The sequence below is a fragment of the Mesorhizobium sp. LMG 17147 genome, from assembly GCF_024297145.1.
Taxonomy (GTDB): Bacteria; Pseudomonadota; Alphaproteobacteria; order Rhizobiales; family Rhizobiaceae; genus Mesorhizobium.
Genome location: NZ_JANCTC010000034.1, coordinates 1 through 27,000 on the forward strand (window position 1 = coordinate 1; position 27,000 = coordinate 27,000).

Genomic DNA, 27,000 nt, shown 5'->3' on the forward strand with positions numbered 1-27,000 from the left:
TCCGCGAAGTTGCTTCGAAGACCAACGACATCGCCGGCGACGGCACCACGACCGCGACCGTTCTGGCGCAGTCGATCGTCCAGGAAGGCCACAAGGCGGTTGCCGCCGGCATGAACCCGATGGACCTGAAGCGCGGCATCGACCTCGCGGTAACCGACGTCGTTGCGACGCTGATCAAGAACGCCAAGAAGATCAAGACCTCCGAAGAGGTTGCCCAGGTCGGCACCATCGCCGGCAACGGCGATGCTTCGGTCGGCAAGATGATCGCCGAAGCAATGCAGAAGGTCGGCAACGAAGGCGTCATCACGGTTGAGGAAGCCAAGACCGCCGAGACCGAACTCGAAGTCGTCGAAGGCATGCAGTTCGACCGCGGCTACCTCTCGCCCTACTTCGTCACCAACGCCGACAAGATGGTTGCCGAGCTCGAGGACGTCTACATCCTCCTGCACGAGAAGAAGCTGTCCAACCTCCAGGCCATGCTGCCGGTTCTCGAAGCCGTCGTGCAGACCTCGAAGCCGCTGCTCATCATCTCGGAAGACGTCGAAGGCGAGGCTCTGGCCACGCTGGTCGTCAACAAGCTGCGTGGCGGCCTGAAGATCGCCGCCGTCAAGGCGCCGGGCTTCGGTGATCGCCGCAAGGCCATGCTGGAAGACATCGCCATCCTCACCGGTGGCCAGGTCATCTCGGAAGACCTCGGCATCAAGCTCGAGAATGTCGGCCTCAACATGCTCGGCCGCGCCAAGAAGGTGTCGATCTCCAAGGAGAACACCACCATCGTCGACGGCGCCGGCAAGAAGGCCGAGATCCAGGGCCGCGTTGCCCAGATCAAGCAGCAGATCGAAGAGACCACTTCGGACTACGACAAGGAGAAGCTGCAGGAACGTCTGGCCAAGCTCGCCGGCGGCGTTGCGGTGATCCGCGTCGGCGGTGCGACGGAAGTCGAAGTCAAGGAAAAGAAGGACCGCGTCGATGACGCCCTCAACGCGACCCGCGCGGCCGTCGAAGAAGGCATCGTTGCTGGTGGTGGCGTCGCGCTGCTGCGCGCTTCGGCCAACATCAAGGCCACCGGCGTCAATGCCGACCAGGCCGCCGGCATCAACATCGTTCGTCGTGCGCTGCAGGCTCCGGCCCGCCAGATCGCGGCCAACGCCGGTGCGGAAGCATCGATCGTTGCCGGCAAGATCCTTGAGAACAAGGGCGCGACCTTCGGCTACAACGCCCAGACCGGCGAATATGGCGACATGATCGCCATGGGCATCGTCGATCCGGTCAAGGTTGTCCGCACCGCTCTCCAGGACGCGGCCTCGGTGGCCGGCCTGCTGGTCACCACCGAAGCCATGATCGCGGAGGCTCCGAAGAAGGAGTCGGCTGGCGGCGGCGGCATGCCTGGCGGCATGGGTGGCGGCGGCATGGGCGGCATGGGCGGCATGGGCGGTATGGATTTCTAATCCAGCTCTGGCAGCTTTCGCAACGAGGGGCGGCAGCAATGCCGCCCTTTTTTTGCGAACCTCGATCCGATAAACGATCGGCGCCAACGCCGGCCATGTTAGCGCAACCTCAAAAGAACTGTCGAGTTGGTTGCGCGGCTTTTGCGTCATCAGAGGCGCAAGGCGGCCGCGTGTGATGATTGCGCGCTTCCATAGGCGGTTTCGGCATGTGCCTCGCCTTCGACATCGGCATTGCGGCCAAGCAGGAAATCGGCGGCTTTCGAGGCATGGCTTGCGGCGCGGAAGATGGCGCGGTTGTCCTCGCGCAAAACCGTCAGCCATGAGCCGATGTAGTCGGCATGGCGCACGGTCGGCTCGATGCCGAGACTGCTGCAGATGAAGGCTGATGCGATTTCGGCGACCAGTTCCTCGCGCGCATAGGTGTTGGACCCGAAGGAGCCGGACAGGTCGCGCGCGAGTCGCGTCGGGTGGCCGGTCCAGTGGCCAAGCTCGTGAAAGCAGGTCCGGTAATAGTCGATCTGGTGGAAGAAAGCCGGCTGCGGCGGCACCTGTATGGTGTCGCTGCCGGGCATGTAGAAGGCGCGCTCGCCGCCGATGCGAAAATCAGCGCCGGTTGCATGAATGAGCGCCTCGGCCTGCGGGACCATCTCGCGCTCAGGCAGAGGCTCGCCGGCGGCATAAAGATGTTCGGGCAGATTATCGCACTGCGCGACATTGAAGACGGTAAAGCGCTTCAGGAAGGGCACCGCCTGCGGTTCGTCGCCATCGGTGTCGGCGCGTTGCTTTTCGTTCTTGGGAACAAAGCGGTCAGCGTGAACGATGGTGGTGCCGTGCTCACCCTTCCTGACATTGCCACCTAGGGAAAGCGCCTGCCGGAAGGTGAGCCAGTTCTGGCTGGGGAAACCGCGATCGATGACCCCGCCCCACAGGATCAGGATATTGATGCCGGAATATCGGCGCTGGGTGGCCGCATTCCGCGGCAGGCCGAGGCCTGTCCTTGCCCTGCCCCACGGCTTGACCCATGGCACGGTGCCGCGCTCCAGTTCGGCAATGATGCGGTCGGTGATTTCCTGATAAAGGCTGGCGCCGGTGCGCCCGCCACTCTCTGCGCCAGCCTGTCGGCTGCCGCAACGTTTGTTGTTTGCACGCATCGTGATGTCCTCCGCTCTTCAATCGCGCCCTCCCCGGAAGCGGGGTGGGCGGCGAAAGCGACCGGAAAGGCCCGACGTCGGAGGCGGACTGCATCCGCAGGACCGGAACGGAGTGGAGGACCCGAAGCGAAAGCGAAGGGTTGCGGGACGCCGCGGCGGGCCTAGAAGGGAGTGCTGCCCGCCCTGCGCCACCGGGGAAGGCCACGATAAAAACGACGCCGGCCGACAGGCCGGCGACCGTCAGCAGCCGAAGGCTGCCCCGCGCCAGGGGGCGAAGCCGCAGGGCCAAGACCGCCTGAGCATGGCGAAGATAAGCGGGCTCGGTTCACGAGCACCCGGCCAGCGCCTTCAGGCGCGGGCGCTCAGAATTGTTGTTGGCGCCCACGGCAGCTGGATGACCGCAACAAGATGCCGAGGAGCAACAGCAAAGCCAGCTGCCACAAACGGCACGCTCCGGCAACAACAGCGTGGCCGATCTACAGATGCTGCCCCGCACGAGAGCCTGCACGCTTTGAGCGCGCATCGGCGAGCAAGCGTTGCAAGCTGGCCATGTCGACCAGGTGGGCGATCACTATATCGCCGACCACCAACGCGGGCGTACGGTCGATGTGCAGACCTTTCGCGAGTGCGCGGACGCGCGCAAGTTCATCTGCGATGGCCGGATCTTGCATTCCCGCTTGAGCTGCTCCACGTCAAGGCCCACACGCGCTGCGATCTTGAGAGTGATCCTTTCAATGATCCAACTGGGGGAAGTCATAAGGGCGCGGTGGAATTCGTCGAACTTTCCCTGTTTTCTCGAGGCGAGTGCGATTGGGAATCCGGTCCCAGGACCGGGAACCGTCTGATCACAAGCTTCAGATTGGGATCATTCTTGAAGGCTTTTTGGTAGTTGAGATCTGCCAGTCTGCAATGCGGACAGTTGTGGTAGTCATTGAATATGACCAGAACGGCATCGCCTTGCGGGTTGCCGGCGATTGGCGAAGGGGGTCGTTGTCGAATGCGCCGCTCCACTTTTGCCTGTCGATCGACCACGCCTGCCGGTGCAGGTTCGCGCTATATTGGCTCGCCAGCACGGCGAGGAGTAAAAGAAGAGCTGCGACAGTGATGGCAGTCGGCTTAGACATGAGTCTCCAATCCATGGACGGCGTGGCAGCAACGGCCCGCCTTTTGGTGTAAAATGCTTTTGATCGAGCCCCGCACTTGCCACAGGGCGCAGTCGCGAGGGCGCACAGCTATAGATGCCGGTGCGCTCTGGCGGTTTCTGGAAAGATGGCCTTGCGCCATCGGGCCCACCCCACCCAGCTGAGCGTCGTTCGCGCGGGCCGGGCAACCGCGACCGCCATTCACCACGCCGGGCGACTGACCGTCCGCCCGGCAGAGCGCTGAAGGGTCCCCGGACCTTCCGGGTTGCCGGCGATTTGGCGAAGCGGGGTCGTTGACGAGTGCGCCGCTCCACTTTTGACTGTCCATTGGCACGACTGCATGGGCGGGGGCGGCCTTTCCCGCGGCGGGTGCGCGCTATTATGGCTCGCCAGCACGGAAAGCAGCACGGCGAGGAGAAAAAGGAGAACCGCGAGAGTGGTGGCCGTTGTCTTAGACATGAGGCTCCAATCCATGGACGGCGTGGCAGCAACGGCCCGCCTTTTCGGTGTAAAATGGGTCGCTTTTGATCGTGCCCCGCAGTTGCTACAGGCGCACAGGTGCGGGTGCGATCTGGCGGTTTCTCAAATACGGCTTTGCGCCATCGGGCCCACCCCAATAGCTGAGCGTCGTTCGCGCGGGGAACTGCGTTCACCACGCCGGGCGACTTGACCGTCCACCGCCAGAGCGCTGAACGGTCCGCTAGTGAGGCGCTCCCCGAATCGTCGTTTATCCCGCTCGCCCCAGACCGGGCGACAGCCAGCGTTGCCGCTACGCTGCGGAGAAATATCGTCAGCGCGTGGCATTCGGACATAAGCTGATCGACGCCAAGAATAAGACCCACGGAGGTGACCGGTGCGGCCGGAACAAGAAAGAGCGTTGCAGCCATTGTGACGAGGCCTGCACCGGTAATGCGGGTTGTTCCGTTCGAAGGGAACAATGCGACGAACAGCATGAGGATCCGGCAGCCGATCGGCAGATCAGTTTTCGTCGTCTGGGCGATGAAGAGGGCGGCGAGCATCATATTCGTGCCGTCCAGATTGAATGGAATGAGACCCACGACCGAATGCGTGGCGCCGGCCTTTTCCATCTTCTCCATGAGCGAGGGCAGCGCGGCCTCCGAGGAGGACGTTGCGAGCAGCAGCTCGTCCTTGATGTATCGGACGAGAGAGAAGATCGAGCGGCCGTTGTAGCGGCAGACCGCGCCGAACAGGACCGAGAAGAACAAGACTTGCAGGATGTCGCCTTCCGCGAAGGCACTGGCAATGGTTGATGGGATGATGTTCATCAGGAAGCTGGTCACGGACTGCTCGTGAGCCGTGGCCACATAGCCCTTAACGGCTTGGACATCGAGCGAGGCCGGATCGATGTTGAGGCCGGCGCCAGGCTGAACGATATTCGCGACAATCAGTCCGACAACGAGTGCAAGTGTCGAGAAGGTGAGGAAATAAACCATCGCCTTGGCGGCAACTCGGCCGACCTTCTGCAGATCGCTCTTGCCGGCAATGCCGGTCGCTATTGTCAGGAAGATGACAGGTACGGTGATTATCTTGACGACATCGACGAAGGCATCGCCGAGCGGCTTCAGGCTCTGGCCGGTCTCCAAATGGAAATAGCCGATTGCAGCACCCAGGATTATGGCGGCAAGCATCTGCACGTAGGCCCGGGCAAAATGGCGCTTGCGGGCCGCTGCGTTCGCTATGGGGACTTGTGGAACCAACACCGTTTCTCTCCTTGACCGGATCGGGGTGGGGCTCCTCCTTCTCCCATGCAGTGCTCCGGTCGAACGCTGCGCCCACTTCGGCGCAAGCGATGTGCCAAATAGCAAAGAGGGGAAAACGCGCAGGACCTCTCACGCAGTGCTTGTTCGCTCTCCCGCACTCGCGCTGCGGTTGCCAGTCAACTATGGAAGGGTCCGTTCTTGGGAATTCCAAAGGTCGCTCTTTGCTTCGGCGCAGCTTGGCTGGCTGGAAGGTTCCCTGTTTGCCTTGGGGTCTGGGACCTGCGTCCAGATGGTCAACATTTTCCTGCGCGCCGCACGGGGCTCCAAAGATTCAATCGAGGACGGGCCCTCTTCGAAAACGGCGGCAGCGTTGGTCAAGCCCTTCCACCCTGCTGTCCCACCAAGGGTGTTCAGAAGCTCAGTTCACGATTAAGCGATGGATCAGCGTCATCTGGCGTTTGCGCCATCGCGGCGGCGTTGCAAGGGGTCTGCCAAGGATGAGCAAGCCGCGAGGCAGGGCCCGAGACCTAGACTCCATCCTCATCAACAGCGCTCGGCTCGCGTTAGGAATGTTCGAACCGCAGCACGATCAGGTGGCCACACCGTTGGTCGGAACCGGAACCCGACGAATGATCGTTCGTGACCGACATCTGTGAACAAGCAGTGTGTGTCATTGCAATCACCACCCATTGCGCGCAATTGCCCATATGGCCGTGAATGAACTGGATTTGGTGATTTTCCAGATGGCGGTGGAAAGCGTCCGCTTGCTCTCTTCAAGCTTTGATGAGAAGGCGGCTGAGATAGCCACGAGGAGCCGTGGTAGCCTTCTTTTCGACGTGCGGGTTGACGGTGACCTGGAGGTCCAGCGAGTCGCAGCCATTGGATATCCAGGCGACAAGATCGGTGTGGTGGCATTGGACCGAGAGGGCCTTGTTAGCTGCTGTTGCCTTGTCAATGGCACCTTCTCACCTTTCATTGCACCATTGGAGAACTGGACCAGCATGCCCCTGTCCATGCAGGCCCAGATCGATGTCACAGGCTATGCGAGGCTCCTTCTGGCCGCCCTGCGAAATGCTGGACATATGCTGGGCAGGTAGCATCACCGATGATGTCTGTGATGAGATGGTGCAGACGGCTGGATGAGGCGATCGCTTGCCGGCAGCTTTGGCCGCCAAGCGATCGGTGAGTTCGCAATGCTGGACACGTCCTGTAGACTCTGCCAGTTAAGTTAGCGGACAACCATCTGACGAATGCCCGATCTGACAGTCTGGACGGCGCGGCATGCCCTCCTAGGAATGCAGCCGTGGTTCTACTCCCTCGGCTGTTTTTGCGTCGAAGGCGACGGGCACACCGTGAACGATGGACCTCGCCGCCACCAATTCCTCAACTCGCGATCGGTCGCTTTGCACGCCGGCATAAGCGTTCGAATGGCGCGGATCGCCTGGGCGGTGGAGAGGAACCGGGCCTTGCCTCTGGACAGAACATAGGCTTCGGCGGCTTTTTCACCCGCCTCCCTGAAACTCTGACTGACACGATCTAGGACGGGAGTTCGGCAGCCTTCAAGCCTATGTCCGATACCGGACAATCAGGCAGCGGTGGCCAGGCCGAAATAACGTTGCTCCTCCTCGCCGTAAGCGCCATGCGTGAGTTCCATCAATCCGACGCGGTCGATAATCGTGACCTCGCCGCGCTTGGCACGGACAAGTCCTCGATATTCAAGCATTTGCAGGGCCGTGGTGACCCCGGGACGGCGGGCGCCGAGCATGGTCGCCAGAAATTCATGCGTCAGGTAGATCTTGTCTCCGTCAGAGCGGTCATGGATCATCAGCAACCAGCGGGCCAGCCGTTCCTCGATTTTGGAGTGGCCATTGACCAGTGCCGTCCGGGACGACTGGACAAGGAACGCGTGGGCATAGTCCAGCACTGACGTGCGCAGCGACGGGCTTTCCGCAACCGCAGGACGAATGATTTCAACCGGCAGGCGCCAGCCATTGCCTGCGACCTGGATATAGGTCTCGTTGGAAGAGCTGTCCTGTCCGAGAATGAGGGCAATTCCTGTCATCCCGTCATATCCGATAATGCCGACTTCACATTGCCGTCCGCCGGTCATGGTGGCGACCACCGAGGCGATGCCCCTCTCGGGAAAATATCCATTCCTGATCGGCTGATGCGCGATCTCCAACTGAGCCTTGATGTCCAGTTCGACGCGATGTAGCGATGGTCGCAACAGCGCGAAGTCCTCCGGCGAAAGGGATTTCAGCACCCGGTTGCGAAAAAGGGATTCGGGCAAGGCTCTCTCTCATGCGGGCAAGAGCGCGTACCTCTTACTGTCGGCTGCATCCGAAGTAACTGACGGCCGATGCCAAGCATAGGCTTCGAAACGCGCGATTGCAAAGCCCTGTCGGGGCAGTGCAGCCATGCTAGAAGTCGCGCGGCCTTACGATAGGCGCGGATGACATGATTCCCTTCTGCGGCCACCAAGAACGGCTCGGGCACGCTTTAATCATTCATACACAAGCTCGCAGGAATGTAAGCGGCGGAACAGTCGGGTGATTCGTGCCGCCCTGCCCTTTCAGAAATCAAGTCATTGGACGTCAATTCGGGCTGGAACGCCTCGTCGCGGAACGGCACAGGAAACGCAGCCGGATCAGCAATGGTGGTTCACCTTATGTGCGGTCCGGATGTGCGGTCCGGCGGCTCATCGCCCAATGGCTTGTCGAGGGGAAGTGGAACTCGTCATGTCGCCGCGAACCGTCACCGCGCTAAGCGGCGCTTTTGAAGACGCCGGTGTTTTCTTTGTGGAACTGAAACTGTGAGGTGATTGATGCATGACTCAAACATTTGCGTATTTCCGCTGCATCGGCGACGCACATTGGTCGAAAGTATCGCCCAGGCCCTCGAGACCAAGAACGGCGAGGCGGCGAGTGCGTTCTGGCGCTGTGCTGCCAAGAAAATGCTCATTCAATTGTCCGATGTAGGAATTGCGCCAGAGTTCGCTGCGCAGGAGGTTGGAAGGCTTCTTCATGCGGTCTTGGACGATATGGCCAACCGAACGGTAATGCACATAGCATAGGCTTGGGCGCTGTTGGATCGCGCGTCAGCTCGGGTCCTTATCGGGGGACTGCTCCGACTGGCCGACGGTCCGGCCAAACCGGCATACCGGCAAAGGTTTGAGGTTGGGATCGCTCACGGCGGCCGGTCCAATATTCCAAGGCGATCTCAGAAGCCACATTGGCTTCTTTCCAAGCGGACGGGCGCCACTTTGGCGTGCTCACGCTGGACTGCGGGTTGCGCCTACGGAAATCCGAAGTCCGGCCGCGCGAGTCGATCGACCGGAACAGTCGAATGCTCGTGGGGCCGGGTCCGCTCAGCTTGACGGCGGGCGGTGGCGGCCGTGAGCAGACTTAACCCAGGTCACGGCTGACCATCCGCAGGCGCTATGCCGATTGGACGAGAACTGGTTGCCACAACACCGGCCCGTTCAGGCGTCCCCTCCAGCGGATGCGCAAGAGACTGGCGTAGGAAATCTCGAGGAAGCCGGCGACTGCCTCGGTGTTGCCGACCTGCTGGGGCTGTCCGATACGTGACAACGGCCAGGTCGCGAGACGAAGGATCCTTTCGATGCGCGTATCTGTCACCGTTACGATCCCGGAGAGATTGTTGGCCAAGCCGAATTCGATGATGCCCGCGAAGAGCTCGTAGGTTGCTTGTGCCAGGCCGCCAGCAGCCTTCGGCGCTGTCGCAGGGAGATCGAGCGCGAAACGACTACTCTCCCAGATATCGGCACTCGCAGGGACCACCATCTCATCCAGCAGCGCCGGAAACGTATCGCGCAACATAGTCGGTCCGGTGGTCGGCAAAAGGCGGACGCAGCCGCAAGTTCGCCAATCGGACCCCTTGAGAAGTAGGTAGACGGGGTTCAGGCTGTCAAACGGGTCCGTTTCCATTTCGCCTTCGGTCTGCACTTCCCAATCGAGCCGCTTCTTGAAAACCCGATACCTAAGCCCGTGCATTTCCCTGAGTTCGCTCGCGAACTCGGCGTAGCAGTCGGGTGTTATCAGCTGCATCATTGTCGTCTCCGTGCGGGATGTGTCCACGCAATCGAAGGGCAAAGCCGTCATGAATGCAGCCTGTAGACCTTTACAGCTAGCCTTGGAGAGGATCAGGATCTCGCCCGAGCAGCCATCCGCACTATGGCCTGGTTGATGGTTCGCACGCCAAGCTTCGCCTTGGCGTTTTCCTGATGGAAGGTCACGGTGCGTTTCGAGACACCGAGAATCTGGCTGATATCCCAGGCCGACTTGCCGCACGCCGCCCATTTCAGGCACTCGAACTCCCGCGGGGTGAGCGTTATGCCATCTACCACGCAATCTTCGGCGAGCCTGCGCCGGGCATGGATATGAACGTTGATCGCAACCAACTGCATTGCTTTTTCGTAGCGCGTCAGCGACCTCAAAAGTGGCGGATGCGCCTCGTTGGAGGCGAAGGTCAGTGCGGCGAACCGGCCGCGATGATCATGCATCGACATGGTCAGTCCGCCGCGAATGCCGAACTCAGCTGCTTTTTCCAGGACTTCCTGCTGCGAGGTCGGCAAATAACGGTGATCGCGGTCCACACCCCAGTCGAAGGTATCCCAGCCTCGCAGTCCCCGCAGGATCACGGGATCCACGCTGTGGTAGCGCAGTTGCAGGTAATGTGATGTCCATGATGATGGATAATTCGAGATCAATCGCGGCGTGTCGCCGGAAGCGGATGGGTAGGTGAAATAAGCGAAGAACGGAAAGTCGAACCCGGCTGCGGCGGACGCCATTGCCTCATGGAGATCGACGGCATCGACGCTTGCAGAGAGTTGCTCGACCAAGGTTTCAAATACGCGATGCATCTGCGCTTTGCCTACCTCGCGGAGGTTGCTGGAAGCCGGGCGGAGACGTGGTTCTAAATGATGGCCTGTCCCTGCAGGGCGTACGACGCGCCGCCGTCATCACCGCAATTGCTGTGCTGCTTCCGATTGGAGAGAGCTCCGCGCACCTGACCAACTACCGATGGGTGATATTGCGACGTTATCGATGAGCCGCGTGTCGCCAAGCCAAGCCGCAGCAAGCAAGCGTGCCGGTCGGTCAAGGCTTGCTAACGATTGCAGGTCTGTTTCTCCGCGAAGCTCCAGGTATTCGAGCTCGCGATAGCCGGCAGCCAGAATTGTTGCACGCGCTTCATCAAGCGTAGGCAGGATGGGAGAGCCGCGTGCAAGCCGCTCGGCCGTATCGAGCAGGACCGATGCTAGTTTTGGGGCAATGGCGCGTTGGGCTGGGGAGAGCCGCACGTTACGCGACGATAGCGCAAGACCATCGGCTTCGCGGACTGTCGGACAGGGCACAATAGTGATCGGAATGTCGAGGTCCCGGACCAAGCGCCTGACAAGCTGAAGTTGCTGAAAATCCTTTTCGCCAAAAAAGGCGAAGTCAGCGCCGGCCTGCAGGAAGAGCTTGGCCACGACCGTCGCCACGCCATTGAAATGGCCGGGCCGGAATGCGCCGCACAGGCATTCGCTGATGCCGGACACTGAAACGACCGTGGCGAAGCCCGCCGGGTACATTTCCTCTGCGTCCGGCACATAGAGCAGATGCGTGCCCAGCGGCGCGAGCTTGGCAGCATCTTCGCTTTCCGTCCGAGGATAGGCAATCAGGTCGGCGGGGCTGTTGAACTGCTTGGGGTTTACGAACAGCGTCACGATCACCCGCTCGGCCCTTTCAAGCGCCTTCCGCACAAGGCTCAGATGCCCGTCGTGCAAGGCTCCCATGGTCGGCACAATACCGATCGTGGCACCCGAGCGACGCCATTGCGCAACCGACGGCGCGCAGCTCGCTCACAGTTCGAGCGATCGGCACGCTCATGTGAAGTCTCCGGCCTTCAAGGCGTTGACATAGAGATGTTCGACCGCCGGAAAGTGCCGGTTCCGCACATCGGTGGCGTAAGCGGCGATTGCCGCCTCAGCCTGCTCACCGAGCTCGGCATAGCGTTTGACGAACTTCGGCCGAAATGAGGTGAAGAGCCCGAGCATATCGTCGCTCACCAGAATCTGGCCGTCGCAAGCTGGCGAGGCACCGATGCCGATGGTGGGTATGTCGATATCGGCGGTTATCTGCCGTGCAAGCTGCTCCGGTATCTTTTCGAGCACCAAGGAGAAGGCGCCCGCCTCGGTTACCGCCCTGGCGTCGCGCCTGATCCGCTCTGCATCGGCTCCCCGGCCCTGCACACGATAGCCTCCGAACGTGTTTACCGCCTGCGGCGTCAGCCCCACATGGGCCATGACAGGTACGCCGCGCGCGGTAAGGAAGCGGATGGTTTCCGCGATGGTCTCGCCGCCCTCGAGCTTCACCGCTGAACAACCGGTCTCACCCATCACGCGCGCAGCGTTGCCGAAAGCGTGCTCTGGGCTTTCCTCGTAGGAACCGAAGGGCAGGTCGACGACCATCAGCGCGTGTTCAAGGCCGCGGCGAACGGCCTGTCCGTGCATGATCATCATGTCGAGCGTGACGCCCAGCGTCGACGACAGGCCGTGCAGCACCATGCCGACGCTGTCGCCGACAAGAACGATGTCGCAGTGGCGATCGAGTAGCCTCGCGACCGGCGTGGTGTAGGCCGTCAAGCATACAAGTGGCGTTTGGCCTTTTCGCAATCGAATATCTGGAGGGTTAATCCCTTTTATCTCACCAGCCGCGCTCAACCGACGCCCCCTTCCCTTACGTTACCAACAGCGGGTGTCGCGTTTGGCATATTTTTGTGCGACTGCGAAGAGCTAAAAACAGTGCTTGAGTAGTACGGTGTTGACGTGCTGGCTGCCAAGGTTACATTCAATCGATTAAGGCGCTCCGTTGGGCCAACCCACTTTCGCAAACATGGATCCTCAGACAAGAAGAACCAAGAAAGGCAAAGCCGCCGTCAAAGCTGACGAAGCCAAAGTGGACCTGACTGCCGTCGTGGTCGCCGTAAACGACAGTGAGCCCTGTGTCCTCACCGTCGGTCATGCGGACACCCTCCCTTCTGGACCTTTTGCGCTTGAGCATCGATCGCTGCAGTCGGGTTTGAGGGGGTGGGTGGAGCAGCAGACCGGCCATGCACTGGGATACATCGAGCAACTCTACACCTTCGCCGATCGCGATCGCATCGGCACTGAGCGCCACCAGCGCGTCATCTCAATCAGCTATCTCGCATTGACCAGGAAGGAACAGGCAACGAACTCGGCCGCGTGCGGCTGGCAAAGTTGGTACGAATATTTTCCCTGGGAGGACCACCGCTTCGGCACGCCGCCTGTGCTGCTCGATAGATTGCGGCCCCGCCTGATTGAGTGGGCCGGCGGCGCCAGCGAGCCGACCACTCAACGCGAGCGCCGGCAGCGCGCTGCGATAGCCTTCGGCTTCGACGACCGCCATTGGAACGAGGAACTCACGCTCCAACGCTACGAGTTGCTCTATGAAGCTGCTCTGATTGAAGAGGCCGGTGGCGGCAGGGACGCGATTGCGGCCGCGGCTGGCAAACCAATGGTCGCTGACCACCGTCGTATTCTGGCAACCGGGATTGCGCGGCTGCGTTCGAAGATCAAATACCGGCCGGTCGTGTTCGAGCTTATGCGGCCTTCCTTCACGCTGCTGCAACTGCAGCGAACCGTGGAAGCTCTGGCTGGCAGGCTCATCAACAAGCCCAACTTCCGGAGACTGGTCGAGCAGCAGGATCTTGTTGAGGAGACTGGGGAGACCTCCCTCGACACGGGCGGCCGACCGGCGAAGCTTTATCGCTTCCGCCATGCCGTTCTCGACGACAGGGCTATCGCCGGGACAAAATTACCGCTGGCGCGGGCTTGACATACTTATAGTCAAGGTAGACATATTCCCTTATTGTCAAACCGAATATAATCGAGGCGCCAATGGCTGGGGCGTTACCTATGGCTGCGTCCCTGTATGAGCGTGTCCGGCGGGTGATCCCTCCCGTTGAATGGCTCGCGTTCGCCGGCGATATTGAAGCCATCTTAGCGCTGAAGCGTGAGCGCAATGCGGTGGTGCTGGCGCACAATTACCAGACGCCCGAAATTTTTCATTGCGTGGCAGACATCGTCGGCGACAGCCTGGCGTTGGCCCACAAGGCGGTGACGGTCGACGCCGACATCATCGTGGTTGCCGGCGTTCATTTCATGGCCGAGACGGCAAAACTGCTCAATCCGAACAAGACCGTGCTCATCCCGGATCTCAGTGCCGGCTGCTCGCTGGCCGAATCGATCACGGCAGACGACGTGCGGTTAATGCGGCTGCGGTATCCGGGGGTCCCCGTTGTTACTTACGTCAACACTTCGGCCGCCGTAAAAGCGGAGTCCGACATCTGCTGCACGTCCGGCAACGCGAAGGCGGTGGTGGAATCGCTTGGCGTGGCGCGTGTGCTGATGCTGCCGGACGAATATCTGGCGAGGAACGTGGCAGCCGATACAGACGTCGAGATCATCGCCTGGAAAGGCCATTGCGAGGTGCATGAGCGCTTCACCGCAGCAGACATTCGGGAACTGCGCGATGCCCATCCAGGCGTCATCGTGCTGGCCCATCCAGAATGCCCACCAGACGTTGTCGCGGAGGCGGAGTTCTCCGGCTCGACCGCAGCGATGTCGGATTATGTCGAGCGGGAGAAACCGACGCGTGTCGTCCTTCTGACCGAATGTTCGATGAGCGACAACGTCGCGGTCGCGCATCCCGACGTCGAGTTCGTTCGCCCATGCAACCTGTGCCCGCACATGAAGCGCATCAACCTGGCCAACATTCGCGCCGCGCTCGAGCAGAACCGGCATGAGGTCCGGATTGATCCGGAAATTGCCGGCCCCGCCCGCCGCGCGGTCGAGCGCATGCTTTCCCTATGAGCCTGGAGGTTCGCGACATCGCCGGGGCGCCGGTCGTCATCGGCGGCGGCATTGCCGGCCTGATGACGGCGCTTCATCTGGCGCCGGAACCGGTCGTGCTTTTGACCAACGCGCCGCTTGGAACCGGAGCCTGCAGTGAGCTTGCCCAGGGCGGTCTTGCGGCAAGTCTCGGCGGCGACGACGGCCCGGATTTTCACCTTTGCGACACGATAGCTGCCGGCGACGGACTCTGCGACGAGGCCACGGTGCGGCGAGTGGTCCGAGCTGCACCCGAAGCGATTAGGACGATCCAAAGGTTCGGCGTCGCCTTCGACCAGCACCCTGACCGCGCGTTGCGACTTGGGCTCGAGGCGGCACACTCGCGACGGCGGATTGTGCATGCAGCCGGCGACGCCACCGGTCGCGAGTTGGTGCGCGTGCTCATCGCCTCGGTTCGGCGTACAGCCTCGATCACCACTATCGAAAATGTGGAGGTCCGCCGGCTGATCGTGCAGGACGGGTCGGTCATCGCCGTGGTCGCCGCAGGACGAGCCGGCGCGCTCGCTCTGCCCACGCGTCGCGCGGTGCTGGCGACCGGCGGCGTCGGCGGGCTGTTTTGCGATACGACAAACCCCGCTGGCTCATGGGGCCACGGGCTGGCGCTCGCCGCATGGGCGGGGGCGGAACTCGCCGACTTGGAATTCATACAGTTCCATCCAACTGCGCTCGACGGTCCGCGCCGGCCGATGCCGCTGGTGAGCGAAGCCGTGCGTGGCGAAGGCGCGGTGCTCATCGATGAGCGAGGAGAGCGCTTCCTCGCTGACACACCTGGCGGTGAACTTGCGCCTCGCGACGTCGTCGCGCGCGCCATTTGGCACCAGCTTGCCGTTGGACGCCGCGTATTCCTGGATGCACGGCAAAGTCTCGGCCCGAGATTTGGCAAGCGTTTTCCAGGCATCGCCGAATTGTGCCGGAGCGCAGGGGTTGACCCCGCGACCGACCCGATCCCGGTGCGCCCGGCGGCACATTATCACATGGGCGGCGTCGCCGTAGACAGCGCCGGCCGCAGCTCCATCGAGGGATTGTGGGCCTGCGGTGAGGTCGCCTGTACCGGCCTGCACGGCGCCAACCGCCTGGCCAGCAACTCGCTCACCGAAGCGGCGGTCACCGCGAGCTGGGTTGCCGAAAGCGTTGCCGGCACGTCGTATACCCGGCGACCGCGCAGATGCTCCACATTCGTCCCTCCACGACCAGACGCTTCCGCGGTCCGCCCAATTGTCTCCGCCGCCCTGGGTATCATCCGCGACGGCGAGGCAATGCGCGAAGCGGTGGCGACCCTGCTGCCGATCGCAGCTGACAATGTCGCTGCCTCTGGTCCGGCTTTGGTCTCACTGATGATCGCCGTGGCGGCCCTGGGGCGGGAAGAGAGTCGAGGCGCGCACTGTCGGTCCGATTTCCCGCTCCACGATGCCGACGCGCGCCCATCACGGCTGACACTGCACAGCGCAATGCGGGCCGCGGCCGCACTCGATTGCCGGGCTACCATACGGAGCACCTGATGTGATTTCATTCTCCCCCCTCCCCGCGACCCTGATCGAACCGATTGTGCGCGGTGCGCTCCTCGAAGACCTGGGCAGATGCGGCGACCTGACCAGCGATGCGGTTATCCCGCATGATTGCACTGCCACGTTGGTGCTCAAATCGAGGCAGGCGGGCGTCGTTGCCGGGCTCGATCTGGTCTCGTACGCCTTCCTGCTCGTGGAACCGGCGATCAACATCCAGATCTGGCGCCCTGATGGCAGCGATGTCGGGGCCGGGGAAACCATTGCAAGATTGTCCGGACCCGCGCGAGGCCTGCTCACGGCCGAACGCACTGCCCTCAATTTCTTATGCCGGCTGAGCGGCATTGCCACTGCCACAGCGGCGATGGTTGAGGCCGTGCGCGGTCACAAGGCGAGGATCGTATCGACGCGAAAGACGACGCCCGGCCTGCGGGTATTGGAAAAATACGCCGTGCGCGTCGGCGGCGGTGCCAATCACCGCTTCGGCCTCGATGACGGCGTGCTCATAAAGGACAATCACATCGCGATCGCCGGCGATATCCGCACAGCAATAGAGCGGGCGCGCGCCGCCGCAGGGCATATGGTGAAGGTCGAGGTTGAGGTCGACACGCTGAAGCAGCTCGATGCAGCGCTCGCGATTGGTGTTGACGCGGTGCTGCTCGACAATATGTCGGTCGAGGATCTTGCCCGCGCGGTTTCTATAGTGGGTGGCCGTACGATCACCGAGGCTTCCGGTCGGGTGACGCCGAAAACGGCGGCGGCGATTGCGGCGACCGGTGTCGATCTCATCTCCATGGGATGGCTGACGCACAGCGCCCCGATCCTCGACATCGGCCTGGACATGCCGGACCACCAGAACATCTGCAAGCATTTGAACTGAGGATTACGGCATGAGGAGCAACATCAGCTCGGCAGGCGTAGGAAGGCGGTGGAAAGACGTGCCGCAGCTCGCCTTTTAGCGAGTGCGCTCCAAAGCCAAGTCGGACCGAGCTTGCCGGTCGACAGACTCCTGAAGGCGTACCGGACTAGCAACAAAGGTTTGACGATGACGGTTGGAATGAACTCGGAGTTCGACGTGAACCAGACCATGCAATCGGTCGATGGAACGCCTCCGCGATGGAACCGCAAAGAGGCTGAGGCCATCTACGGCATGCCATTCAACGATCTGCTGTTCCTAGCTCAGACGATCCACCGCCAGAACTTCGATCGAAACCGAGTGCAGCTGTCGCGGCTCCTTAGCATCAAGACCGGCGGCTGCCCCGAAGATTGCGGCTATTGCAGCCAGTCTGCGCATTACGAAACCGGGGTGAAGGCGTCGAAGCTGATGAACGTCAAGCATGTCATCGACGAAGCGGCCAAGGCGCGTGATGGCGGCGCAACGCGCTATTGCATGGGCGCAGCGTGGCGAAGTCCCAAGGAGCGCGACATGGACGTTGTGGTCGCCATGATCGAGGGCGTCAAGGCGCTCGGCATGGAGACCTGCATGACGCTCGGCATGCTCGATCTTGAGCAAGCTGCTCGCCTGAAGCAGGCCGGTCTCGACTACTATAACCACAACATCGATACCTCTGAGCGCTACTATGGCGAGGTTATTTCAACCAGGACTTTTGCCGACCGGCTGGAAACGCTTGGGCACGTGCGCGCGGTTGGGATGAAAGTCTGCTGCGGCGGCATCGTCGGGATGGGAGAAGAAAAGACCGATCGCATCGACATGCTGGTCACGCTCGCGAACCTGCCCGAGCCGCCGGAAAGCGTGCCGATCAACATGCTTATTCCCATCGAAGGCACGCCGCTTGCCGCGGCCGACGCCATCGATCCGATCGATTTCGTCCGCATCGTTGCGCTCGCGCGGGTGATGATGCCGAAATCCTGTGTAAGGCTGTCCGCCGGCAGGACGGCGATGAGCGACGAAACGCAGGCGTTGTGCTTCTTTGCCGGCGCTAACTCGATCTTTGTCGGCGACACGCTGCTGACGGCGGACAATCCCGGCGAGGACAAGGATAGCCTTCTGTTCCAGCGTCTCGGCATCGAGCCGATGGAACTCGCCACGCAATGAACGAGGCAATTCTTGCCCGCTATGACGCATCCTTGCGCGGACTGGCGCGCAAGGACCGGTTGCGGACGCTCGCACCGCGCGCCGGTCTCGACTTCTCGTCGAACGACTATCTCGGACTTGCCGCCTCCAAAAGACTTGGCGAAGCGGTTGCGGCGGCGGTTGCGCGGGGCACGCCGGTTGGCGCCACCGGGTCGCGGCTGTTGCGCGGCAACGCACCGGAACATGAGCAACTGGAGGCGGACGCCGCGGCATTCTTCGGCGCCGACCGTGCGCTGTTCTTTGGCAGCGGCTACATCGCCAACTTCGCCCTGTTGACCGCGCTGCCGCAGAAAGGCGACCTGCTGGTCCTCGACGAACTCGCCCATGCCAGCATGCATGAGGGCGCGCAGGCCGGGCGCGCCGAGTTCAAGCTGGCCGCGCACAACGACGTCGACGCTGTCGAGGACGCAATCACCCGCTGGCGCGCCGAAGGCGGCACGGGGCGCGTGTGGATCGCCGTCGAAAGCCTTTACAGCATGGATGGCGACCGCGCGCCGATGGAGAGCCTGGTCGCGATGGCCGATCGGCACCAGGCATTCATCGTCGTCGATGAAGCGCATGCCACCGGCATCTGGGGACCGGACGGCCGGGGACTGGCCGCCGCGTGCCAAGGCCGCGACAACATCGTCACGCTCCACTCATGCGGCAAGGCGCTCGGCGCATCCGGTGCACTCGTCACCGGGCCGAGGACACTGTGCGATTATCTCGTCAACCGGTGCCGGCCGTTCATCTACGCCACCGCGCCCTCGCCGCTGATGGCGGTCGCGGCGCGCGAAGCGCTGACTATTCTGTCCGACGAGCCCATGCGCCGCGCTCAGCTGCAGGAACGCGTTGCCTGCGCCGGCCGCCAATTGGCCGAGCGCTGCGGCGTCGTACCCAGCGGCTCGCAGATCCAGCCATTTGTCATCGGCGACGTTGGGCGCACCATGGCGGTGGCGGCGGCCCTGCAGGCACGCGGCTTCGACATACGCGGCATACGTCCGCCGACGGTGCCCGAGGGCACATCGCGCCTGCGCATTTCGCTGACGCTCAACGTCGACGAGACCGACATTTCCGCCATGGTCGAGGCTCTCGTTGAGGTGTTGGCCACAGCATGACCAAACGCATCGTCGTCACCGGAACAGACACCGGAATTGGCAAGACAGTATTTTCGGCCGGACTTGCCGGGCTGCTCGACGGCTTCTACTGGAAGCCGGTGCAATCGGGCCTCGACGAGGAGACTGACAGCGAGGTCGTCGCCCGGCTTTCCGGCTTGCCCGACGGACGCGTGCTGCCCGAAGTCTATCGACTGACGATGCCGCTGTCGCCGCATCGATCAGCCGAAATCGACGGCGTCGCGATCGAGGCCGACGATCTTTCATTTCCGGTCCTGCCGACACCGCTCGTCATCGAAGGCGCCGGCGGGCTGATGGTGCCGCTCAATCGACAGACAAGGTTCATTGACATATTCGAACAATGGCGGCTGCCGGTCATACTGTGCGCCCGCACCGCGCTCGGCACCATCAATCATACGCTGTTGTCGATCGAGGCCCTGAGAGCCCGCTCCATCCCGCTCATCGGCATTGCCTTCATGGGCGAAGAGGTGGCCGATACGCAAAGGACAATCGTGGAATTCGGCGGCGTGCCGCAGCTCGGCAGGCTGCCGCACCTCGGTCCGCTGACGGGTGAAACGTTGAGAGATGCAATGATTTCCGGCTTCGACCTGGCCATGATTGCCGGAGGCGACTGATGGCGCAGTCTCGAGTCTGGCATCCGTTCACGCAGCACGCGCTTGAGCCCGCGATCCCTGAAATCGTCCTGACGGAAGGCGCCTATCTCCACAAGGCCGACGGCTCCCGCATCCTGGATGCGATTTCCTCTTGGTGGGTCGTCACCCATGGCCACCGCCATCCCCGCATCATGAAGGCCATCGAGACGACCGCGTCCAGCCTCGACCAGATCATCTTCGCGGGCTTCACGCACGAGCCGGCCGAAAGGCTGGCCAAGGCGCTTGTCGGCCTCGCTCCCCCTGGCCTCGACCGGGTGTTCTATTCCGACAGCGGATCGACCTGCGTGGAAGTCGCGCTGAAGATGGCGCTCGGCTATTTCCGCAACCTCGACGCGCCGCGCTCGCGCATCGTCGTCATGGAGCACAGCTATCATGGTGACACGATCGGGGCGATGAGCGTCGGCGCCCGTGGCGTGTTCAACGCCGCCTACGAGCCCTTGCTGTTCGAGGTCGACACCATCCCCTTCCCGGCCGCCGGGCGCGAGCAGGAAACGCTGGATCGGTTCGAGGCACTCTCCCGCGACCGGCGCGCCGCCGCGCTGATCGTCGAGCCGCTCGTGCTCGGCGCCGGCGGCATGCTCATGTATCCGGCCTGGGTTCTGACCGAATTGAAGAGGATCACTGAGGCCGCCGGCACGCTGCTGATCGCCGATGAAGTGATGACCGGCTGGGGGCGCACCGGAACCATGTTCGCCTGCGAACAGGCGTCCGTCTCGCCGGACATCCTGTGCACCTCGAAAGGTCTGACCGGTGGTACCATCCCGCTGGCCGCCACGATCGCCACCGATGCCATCTTCCAGGCTCACTATTCCGAGGATCGCAAGAAGACGTTTTTCCATTCGAGCTCCTACACCGCCAATCCGATTGCATGCGCGGCGGCACTTGCCAATGTCGAGATCTGGCACGACGAGCCGGTGGCCGATCGGATCGCGGCCTTGAGCGAGCGACAGGCCGCCGGGCTTCGACGCTTTCGCGACAACCCTCGCTTCACCGATTGCCGGACAACCGGCACCATCGCGGCACTCGACCTACGCACCGGCTCAGCCGGTTATCTGGCCGAGATCGGGCCAAAACTGCGCGCTTTTTTTCTTGAGCGCGGCCTGCTCGTGCGCCCGCTCGGCAATGTCCTGTACCTTCTGCCGCCCTATTGCATTACCGGCAACGAGTTGGATGGGCTCTATGACGCCATCGAGGAGGCCGGCGAACGCTTCGGCTCAAAGCCATGAGCCGATCATCGCGCATTCTCGGGCTTGGCCATCATGCGCCCGCGCGCAAGGTGGAGAATCCGGAAATCGAAGATCGTCTCGGGCTTGAACCCGGCTGGATCGAGCGGCGCACCGGGATACGGTCGCGCTTCTGGGCAGCGGACGAAGACACGCTGTCGGCCCTTGCCGCGCACGCCGGCGACATGGCGCTGACCAATGCCGGTATCGACCGCGGCGACATCGGCCTGCTGTTGCTCGCTACCTCCACACCCGATCATCTTCTGCCGCCAAGCGCGCCCCTGGTCGCACATCGGCTGGGACTAGGTCGCGCCGGCGCGATCGACCTGACCGGCGCTTGCGCCGGCTTCATCTATGCGCTGATGTTCGCCGACGGGTTCACTCGCCTGCATGGCAAAGCGAGCCTTGTCATTGCCGCCAACATCCTCAGCCGCCGCATCAATCCGGCCGAGCGCGCCAGCGCCGTGCTGTTTGCCGATGCCGCCGGCGCGGTGGTGATCGGTCCGTGCGATGACCCGGATCGAGGCATTCTCGGCGCTTCGGTGGATTCGGACGGCTCGCGTTACGGGCTGATCCAGATTCCTGCCGGTGGAAGCAACAATCCGTTCCATGGCGGCCTCGACCTCGAGCAGACCCGGATGACGATCACCGATGGCCGCGAAGTGTTCGCCAAGGCCGTGGAGATGATGACCGCCTGCTCGAGAGACGCGCTCACTGCTGCCCGACTGAGGCCGCAAGACCTCGATCGTTTCGTGCCGCATCAGGCCAATGCTCGCATTTTCGACGCGGTCGGCAGGAACCTCGGCATCACAGATCACTCGATGGTCAAGACGATCGCCGAATATGGCAACTCTTCCGCCGCGACGATCCCGCTCTCGTTGTCGCTCGCCCATCGGGCGCAGCCGTTTCGGCCTGGCGAGAAAGTCCTCTTGGCGGCAGCGGGTGCGGGTCTCAGCGGCGGCGCGCTTGTCGTGGGAATTTAGCAAAGCAACGCTTGCGCATAGGACTGCTCATGAATGAGACTATGAGAATGGCTCAATACGCAAATAGTCGCCGGCAAGCTCCATAGAGCTGGGTTCCGTGCGGTGCTCCGCGATGTCTAAGTATCGACCCACTTGCTCAAATCGCAGCGCTCATCGAAGGCCAGCAAAACCTCATGCAGAGCGAAAATCCTCAACCGCCCGTTTCAAAGACGCTCGCCCCATTTCGAAACAAGGTGTTTCGCTCAATTTGGACGGCCACCCAGATTTCCAGCCTCGGTTGGCTAGTGCAAACGGTCGCCATCAGTTGGCTTATGGCAACGATTTCAGCGTCCGACCTTATGGTGGCTCTCGTCCAGGCCGCATCCACACTGCCGGTGTTCTTCCTCTCAGTTTTCGCCGGAGCCATTGCCGACAACTTCAGCCGCCGGTGGGTGATGTTTGCGGGACACTGCCTGATAGCATCGGCGTCGATGACGCTGATGATTTCTGTGGGTCTGGGATTTGTCAGTCCTTGGCTGATTCTCGGGTTAGGTTTCCTGGCCGGCTGCGGCTTTGCCTTGAATGATCCGGCCTGGCACGCTTCGGTCGGCGATATCCTTCACAAACGCGACATTCCGGCCGCAGTGACGCTTATGTCCGTCGGATACAACATTGTGCGCAGCGTTGGTCCGGCCTTAGGGGGCGTGATCCTGGCCGTCTTTGGGCCGCTGGCCGCTTTCGCCTTGGCTGCGGTGAGTGATCTGGCGCCTATAAGCGCGATATGGCGCACCAAATGGGAGGTCCGCTCTTCGCCTCTCCCTCGTGAGAGAATGACGACGGCAATTCATGACGGAGTGCGCTTTACGGCGATGTCTTTGGAGATCAGGGCAGCGACCGCCCGAGCAGCTCTTTTCGGATTGGCAAGCATCTCCATTCTGGCGTTGCTCCCTCTCGTCGTCCGGGATCAGTTGAAGAGTGGGCCAATTGTCTACGGTATCTTATTGGCCGGCTTCGGCATGGGTGCTTTCATCGCGGGCATGGGCAACGGCTTCTTGAGGAAGGTCACGTCTCAAAACAGGCTGGTGGCCTTCGCCTCTGTGGCTTGTGCAGTCTGTTGCCTCTCCCTTGCCCTGACATCGTCGGTTCCTGTGGCGGCCATTTCGCTGGCGCTCGGCGGAGCGGGTTGGCTTATCACCTGGACGGGCATTGACGTGTCGGTGCAGTTGGCAAGCCCAAGGTGGGTTGTAGGCCGCACGCTCTCCATTTACTACGCCTTGAGCGCAGGCGGTATGGCTGCTGGCAGCTGGATCTGGGGTTCTGTCGCGCAAAACTATTCCTTGACCTCAGCATTGGAGGGCGCCGCGGGCGCTCTGTTGCTGGTTGCAGCAGCGGGGATCGTGTTGCCGGTCCGTCCCTGGGAAGAAACGGATCAAGAAAGTTCAGTTTTTCATCCGCCGGACGTGGCTCTCGATCTGAAACCCAGAAGTGGCCCTATCGTGGCCAAGGTCGAGTATTTGATATCGGAGGAAAATATCGAGGCCTTTCTGGGCTACATGCGCACGCGGCGACACGTCCAGAGCCGTGCCGGTGCACGAAACTGGACGCTCCAGCGAAATCTGCAAACACCGTCACTTTGGACGGAGACATTCCGCACCCCCACCTGGATGGACTTTCTCCGCCTAAATCATCGACTCACCGCAGCAGATAAGGAAGTCGGCCAGCATCTCCTGTCACTGCATGAAGGAGAGGTGCCTCCGCAGACAGTGCTTTCGATTGAACGAACGACCGAGGCAATTCGTACCCGTACCTCGACAATCTTTTCTCGTCCTCCAAGATGACGCCATCAAGCTGCTATCCAGGGACAGGGTGGATCACCGGTGCTTTGCAGAGCACAGCCTCACGCCGAGAGCAGCGTGCTCCGAGTTGTGCGATCGAGCGCACCCAGGCGAGATGATGATGAACGCGGCGTCAAGTGGAAGTCCCCTGCATGCGCTTGCGGAGTCTTCTGCGAGAGCCCATGCCGACGAGCGCCAAACAAGGTCTGATGCCTTCGGAGTCGTGGCCTCAACTCATCGATTCGCGAGAAAAGCATCGAATGCAGCAGCAACGGCGCGAACAACAAAGCGGTGCTCCGGCCGCACGCGGATGAAGCCGTTTTCGACGTCCACGATCCCCTCCTCAGCCAGCGTCACCAAACGCTCAACTGAATCGAGAAAACGAGCTGGTTCGATTTCGTGGGCGGCACAGATGGTCGGCACGTCGGCCTCCAAATCGCACATCAGTCGCTCGATGATTGCTGCGCGCACCCGGTCATCGTCGGTCAGCCGGTGGCCCTTTGATGTCGCCAGACGTCCACTTGCGATGTGCCGGGCGTAAGAATCCCGTGTTACTTCGTTCTGAACGTACCCCTCGCCGACTCGGCCAACAGCCGACGCGCCGAAGCCGATCACGGTTTTGCAAGTATCGGCCGAGTATCCCAGCGAATTACGCCGCAGGCGCCCGGTCTTCTGCGCTAGCGCGAGTTCGTCGTCCGGCAGAGCGAAATGATCGAGCCCGATCTCCCGGTAGCCGGCGCCAACCAGTGTCTCGGCGACAGCTGCAGCCTGTTCGGCGCGAACATCGCCGTCCGGTAGACCTGCCTGCTCGATTAGGCGCTGATTCTTTATCACGGAAGGAATATGCGCGTAGCCGAACACCGCAAACCGGTTGGGGCGCATGGCGACCGCAGCCATCGCGGTCTGGATGCAGGACTGCACAGTCTGTTTCGGGAGACCGAAGATGAGATCGAAGTTGATATGGCCAACGTCATGCCGGCGGAGATTTTCGACGGCAGCGGCCGTCTGCACCTTACTCTGGATCCGATTGATCGCCTTTTGCACATCGGGATCAAAGCTCTGCACGCCGATGCTCGCGCGGTTGACACCGGTAGCTGCCAAGGGTTCGGCCATTTCCGGTGTGAACGTTCGGGGATCGATCTCCACGGCGATCGCAGCAGTTTTGCTGAAAGCGAAGTGGCGGCGTAGAAATTCCATCAGCGCCAAGTGCTCGGCTGGCCCGATAAGGTGAGGCGTTCCGCCGCCGAAATGCACATCGCTCACCGGCAGCCCTTGCCGAACTTGCTCCGACACCAAACTGATCTCCTGACGCAGCACCGCCAAATAATTAAGGATCGGGCCGTTGCGACGGGTGACGGCGGTAGGGAAGCCGCAATACCAGCACATGGATCGGCAAAACGGAATGTGGAAATAGAGCGACACCGATTCGTCGGCCGGGAGGCCCCCCAGCCATTCCTCATAATCGTCAGCACCAACCGCCGCAGAGAAGTCTGGCACAGTCGGATAGATGGTATACCAAGGCGGCCGGGGGTCCCGGTACTTTGTCAGGATTGAGGTGTGCAAGGAGCTGTCGTCCCACGTCGCTGATCCATCATTCTTTCGTTGCGCGCTCGTCCTGTCTCTGACCTAAGTCAGTGCGTCCCGCTTTCTCCGCGTTTTCAAGGCGGAGGCGGCGATGTCGCAGTCTCGCTTGGAGAGGACGGTATCAACCGAGCGCGCGTGCCATGGTCCGCCTGAGGTGATGGTGCGGTGCCGCATTCAACGTTTGAGTACGTGACGCCGATGCAGTGTGCTTGAGGCGTCTGCGGAAGAACTTTGCAATGCGAAATTCATGTCCGACGCCAAACGTCGCAACGCACCTGTCAAGCCTCGTTCAGACGCCATCCAGGTCCAGCCAGCGGCCTTCCCTGCCGGCCGAAAAACCATACCGGCTTTAGCCACCGAGACGCTCTAAAGCTGACGTCCGCTCATTTGATGAAAGGAAGGCGCCGCTAGGGGGTGCACAAGGCTCCCCAGCTTGACGTCGCTTCGAGCGATGAGCGGCGGTGTGGCTTGTCGTCAAGCGCCGGGCAGCCGTGCCCCCTACCGATATCCCGAAAAGATCGACCAAGATCGCCATCCCGACGCCACACGCGGTCTGGATGAGGCCGACCATGAAAATGCGATTGGCGCGTTCGTAGATGGGGCGGCGCAAGGAACTCATGTCGAGCAGCATGGACAGCGCTCTCATCTGCAGTGCGATGCCGAGCAGGATCGGCACTACGGCGAACAGATCGTAGAGTTGCCATGGCAAGGGGTTCGCCGCCCAATGAGTGAGGAAGCCGAGCGAAAAGGCAAGCAGGATACCCACGGCAGTGATTGTGCCGTTGCGGAAAATGGTCTCGATCAGTTCTTCCTTCGGATCGTGCTCGTCCAAGCGGCTTCCTTTCGTTGCTCTTTCCGTCGAGACTAAGTTCTCGAGAATGCTGTTCATCGCCAATTACTCGAGGCGAGCCCTAGGCAACCGTTTCAGGGTGCGATCCCTTCTCGCTATCGGCCGCGCAATGTACCTGCACGGCGAACTTACAGCGGCGAAAAGGTGCTTCGGCCACCATGCGACACATCGGACGTGGACGCCCTCTGTTCCTGGCGCAGCCCTTGCGGACCGCACGCGCGCAGTAATCCTTCTCGGTAGCGCATGAAGCGGCCTCCGTTGCGGTCAGACGGGAAGCCGTCGCTGTTAAACGAGACTGTCACATATCGAACATGGCGAACCGTGTCGCACATTGCTTTTCGCAGTGACCCTCAAAAAAAGTGATTCCAGCGAGACGAAGGCGCGTCGGCCCAATTTTGGTGTCGGCCGCATCTACGCTTCAGGTTGGCATGTCGCTTGCTGCTCTATTCCGAGGCTGCAGCGGTCTGACCGGAGTGTTTCACATATAAACGATAATGAATCTCCTAGAAGAAAACACTATTCTAAGTACATGTGGCTTTTACGCTGGATAACCTCCCATGTCAAGCGCTTTTACGTCCACAAATTGGAGACAACACGCACAAAATTTAGAGTAAAGCTTGCTCTTACGCCTCTATCCTTTTTATTCCTTCATGGAGATCTAGAGCACGTCCTGTGATCGATGAATCGATTGTGAAGTGACGGCTGCGTTTTGTGCTGATTCAACGTCCACCTCGATGGAGGTTGACGATGGGAAAAGCATTGAGCGTGGATCTTCGGTCGCGGG

21 protein-coding genes and 3 pseudogenes are annotated in these 27,000 nt (G+C 61.5%); 13 read left to right on the top strand and 11 right to left on the bottom strand.

The features are described 5' to 3' along the window. On the top strand, nucleotides 1-1,448 hold a 1,448-nt coding region (gene groL, locus NMG46_RS28785; RefSeq protein ID WP_254820688.1), incomplete at its 5' end, for a chaperonin GroEL. 149 nt (nucleotides 1,449-1,597) lie between these two features. Here groL and NMG46_RS28790 read toward each other — a convergent pair. The 4 genes and pseudogenes from NMG46_RS28790 to NMG46_RS28805 all read right to left on the bottom strand — a co-directional run bounded on the left by NMG46_RS28790 (nucleotide 1,598) and on the right by NMG46_RS28805 (nucleotide 5,459). Then, entirely contained in the window at nucleotides 1,598-2,599 is a 1,002-nt protein-coding gene (locus NMG46_RS28790; RefSeq protein WP_051695374.1) for an ArdC family protein, read from the bottom strand. Nucleotides 2,600-3,075: 476 nt separating this feature from the next. Further along, nucleotides 3,076-3,270 (bottom strand): hypothetical protein, encoded by a 195-nt coding sequence (locus tag NMG46_RS28795; RefSeq protein ID WP_051695369.1) that lies wholly within the window; start codon nucleotides 3,268-3,270, stop codon nucleotides 3,076-3,078. Between the two features lie 82 nt (nucleotides 3,271-3,352). Further along, the gene (locus tag NMG46_RS28800; protein ID WP_329609616.1) at nucleotides 3,353-3,631 is read right to left on the bottom strand and encodes a thioredoxin domain-containing protein; all 279 of its coding nucleotides are present in this window, start codon (nucleotides 3,629-3,631) and stop codon (nucleotides 3,353-3,355) included. A gap of 692 nt (nucleotides 3,632-4,323) precedes the next feature. Beyond that, nucleotides 4,324-5,459: pseudogene (locus NMG46_RS28805) on the bottom strand (cation:dicarboxylase symporter family transporter). Nucleotides 5,460-6,169: 710 nt separating this feature from the next. Here NMG46_RS28805 and NMG46_RS28810 point away from each other — a divergent pair. Then, nucleotides 6,170-6,559, top strand: coding sequence for a hypothetical protein (locus NMG46_RS28810; RefSeq protein WP_029354905.1), 390 nt, complete (start codon nucleotides 6,170-6,172; stop codon nucleotides 6,557-6,559). 488 nt (nucleotides 6,560-7,047) lie between these two features. Here NMG46_RS28810 and NMG46_RS28815 read toward each other — a convergent pair whose 3' ends face one another. Continuing rightward, a complete protein-coding gene (locus NMG46_RS28815) occupies nucleotides 7,048-7,644 on the bottom strand; it encodes a Crp/Fnr family transcriptional regulator (protein WP_348632930.1) in 597 nt (198 codons plus the stop codon). Between the two features lie 642 nt (nucleotides 7,645-8,286). Between NMG46_RS28815 and NMG46_RS28820 the strand changes: the two genes are divergently transcribed. Next, entirely contained in the window at nucleotides 8,287-8,535 is a 249-nt protein-coding gene (locus tag NMG46_RS28820; RefSeq protein WP_029354901.1) for a DUF6074 family protein, read from the top strand. A gap of 364 nt (nucleotides 8,536-8,899) precedes the next feature. On the opposite strand, the gene NMG46_RS28825 is transcribed toward NMG46_RS28820, so the two are convergent. From NMG46_RS28825 to panB, 4 genes and pseudogenes are all read right to left on the bottom strand, one after another. Next, nucleotides 8,900-9,532, bottom strand: coding sequence for an acyl-homoserine-lactone synthase (locus tag NMG46_RS28825; protein WP_029354900.1), 633 nt, complete (start codon nucleotides 9,530-9,532; stop codon nucleotides 8,900-8,902). A 92-nt stretch (nucleotides 9,533-9,624) separates the two neighbouring features. After that, nucleotides 9,625-10,344, bottom strand: coding sequence for a LuxR family transcriptional regulator (locus NMG46_RS28830; protein WP_029354898.1), 720 nt, complete (start codon nucleotides 10,342-10,344; stop codon nucleotides 9,625-9,627). 99 nt (nucleotides 10,345-10,443) lie between these two features. Beyond that, nucleotides 10,444-11,353, bottom strand: a pseudogene (gene panC, locus NMG46_RS28835) (pantoate--beta-alanine ligase). Next, nucleotides 11,350-12,186, bottom strand: a complete 837-nt coding sequence (gene panB / locus NMG46_RS28840; protein ID WP_126089906.1) for a 3-methyl-2-oxobutanoate hydroxymethyltransferase — start codon at nucleotides 12,184-12,186, stop codon at nucleotides 11,350-11,352. The pseudogene panC and the gene panB overlap by 4 nt, the downstream one beginning before the upstream one ends. A gap of 172 nt (nucleotides 12,187-12,358) precedes the next feature. Here panB and NMG46_RS28845 point away from each other — a divergent pair, with 172 nt between their 5' ends. The 10 genes from NMG46_RS28845 (at nucleotide 12,359) to NMG46_RS28890 (ending at nucleotide 23,785) form a co-directional block, all read left to right on the top strand. After that, nucleotides 12,359-13,321: a hypothetical protein gene (locus NMG46_RS28845; protein ID WP_091595813.1), complete on the top strand. Its 963-nt coding sequence runs from the start codon at nucleotides 12,359-12,361 to the stop codon at nucleotides 13,319-13,321. A gap of 62 nt (nucleotides 13,322-13,383) precedes the next feature. After that, the gene (gene nadA, locus NMG46_RS28850) at nucleotides 13,384-14,358 is read left to right on the top strand and encodes a quinolinate synthase NadA (protein ID WP_029354894.1); all 975 of its coding nucleotides are present in this window, start codon (nucleotides 13,384-13,386) and stop codon (nucleotides 14,356-14,358) included. After that, nucleotides 14,355-15,896 carry an L-aspartate oxidase gene (locus tag NMG46_RS28855; protein ID WP_254820689.1) on the top strand — a complete coding sequence of 514 codons (1,542 nt, stop codon included), beginning with the start codon at nucleotides 14,355-14,357 and terminating at the stop codon, nucleotides 15,894-15,896. Before nadA ends, NMG46_RS28855 begins: the two co-directional genes overlap by 4 nt. 4 nt (nucleotides 15,897-15,900) lie before the next feature. After that, complete coding sequence (nadC, locus tag NMG46_RS28860; protein ID WP_029354890.1) at nucleotides 15,901-16,779, top strand: carboxylating nicotinate-nucleotide diphosphorylase; 879 nt, start codon at nucleotides 15,901-15,903, stop codon at nucleotides 16,777-16,779. Between the two features lie 207 nt (nucleotides 16,780-16,986). Continuing rightward, nucleotides 16,987-17,955 carry a biotin synthase BioB gene (gene bioB, locus NMG46_RS28865; protein ID WP_236370746.1) on the top strand — a complete coding sequence of 323 codons (969 nt, stop codon included), beginning with the start codon at nucleotides 16,987-16,989 and terminating at the stop codon, nucleotides 17,953-17,955. Then, nucleotides 17,952-19,091, top strand: a complete 1,140-nt coding sequence (locus tag NMG46_RS28870; protein WP_254820690.1) for an 8-amino-7-oxononanoate synthase — start codon at nucleotides 17,952-17,954, stop codon at nucleotides 19,089-19,091. Before bioB ends, NMG46_RS28870 begins: the two co-directional genes overlap by 4 nt. Then, nucleotides 19,088-19,723: a dethiobiotin synthase gene (gene bioD / locus NMG46_RS28875; RefSeq protein WP_029354884.1), complete on the top strand. Its 636-nt coding sequence runs from the start codon at nucleotides 19,088-19,090 to the stop codon at nucleotides 19,721-19,723. The genes NMG46_RS28870 and bioD overlap by 4 nt, the downstream gene beginning before the upstream one ends. Further along, entirely contained in the window at nucleotides 19,723-20,988 is a 1,266-nt protein-coding gene (locus NMG46_RS28880) for an adenosylmethionine--8-amino-7-oxononanoate transaminase (RefSeq protein ID WP_029354883.1), read from the top strand. The genes bioD and NMG46_RS28880 overlap by 1 nt, the downstream gene beginning before the upstream one ends. Then, nucleotides 20,985-21,968 carry a beta-ketoacyl-ACP synthase III gene (locus NMG46_RS28885; protein WP_091595821.1) on the top strand — a complete coding sequence of 328 codons (984 nt, stop codon included), beginning with the start codon at nucleotides 20,985-20,987 and terminating at the stop codon, nucleotides 21,966-21,968. Before NMG46_RS28880 ends, NMG46_RS28885 begins: the two co-directional genes overlap by 4 nt. A gap of 173 nt (nucleotides 21,969-22,141) precedes the next feature. Then, the gene (locus tag NMG46_RS28890; RefSeq protein WP_029354881.1) at nucleotides 22,142-23,785 is read left to right on the top strand and encodes an MFS transporter; all 1,644 of its coding nucleotides are present in this window, start codon (nucleotides 22,142-22,144) and stop codon (nucleotides 23,783-23,785) included. A 231-nt stretch (nucleotides 23,786-24,016) separates the two neighbouring features. Here NMG46_RS28890 and hemN read toward each other — a convergent pair whose 3' ends face one another. Together hemN and NMG46_RS28900 are read right to left on the bottom strand one after the other, a co-directional pair. Further along, entirely contained in the window at nucleotides 24,017-25,345 is a 1,329-nt protein-coding gene (gene hemN / locus NMG46_RS28895; protein ID WP_254820691.1) for an oxygen-independent coproporphyrinogen III oxidase, read from the bottom strand. Nucleotides 25,346-25,868: 523 nt separating this feature from the next. Continuing rightward, nucleotides 25,869-26,198: pseudogene (locus NMG46_RS28900) on the bottom strand (hypothetical protein); the annotation flags it as partial. Nucleotides 26,199-27,000: the final 802 nt, after the last annotated feature.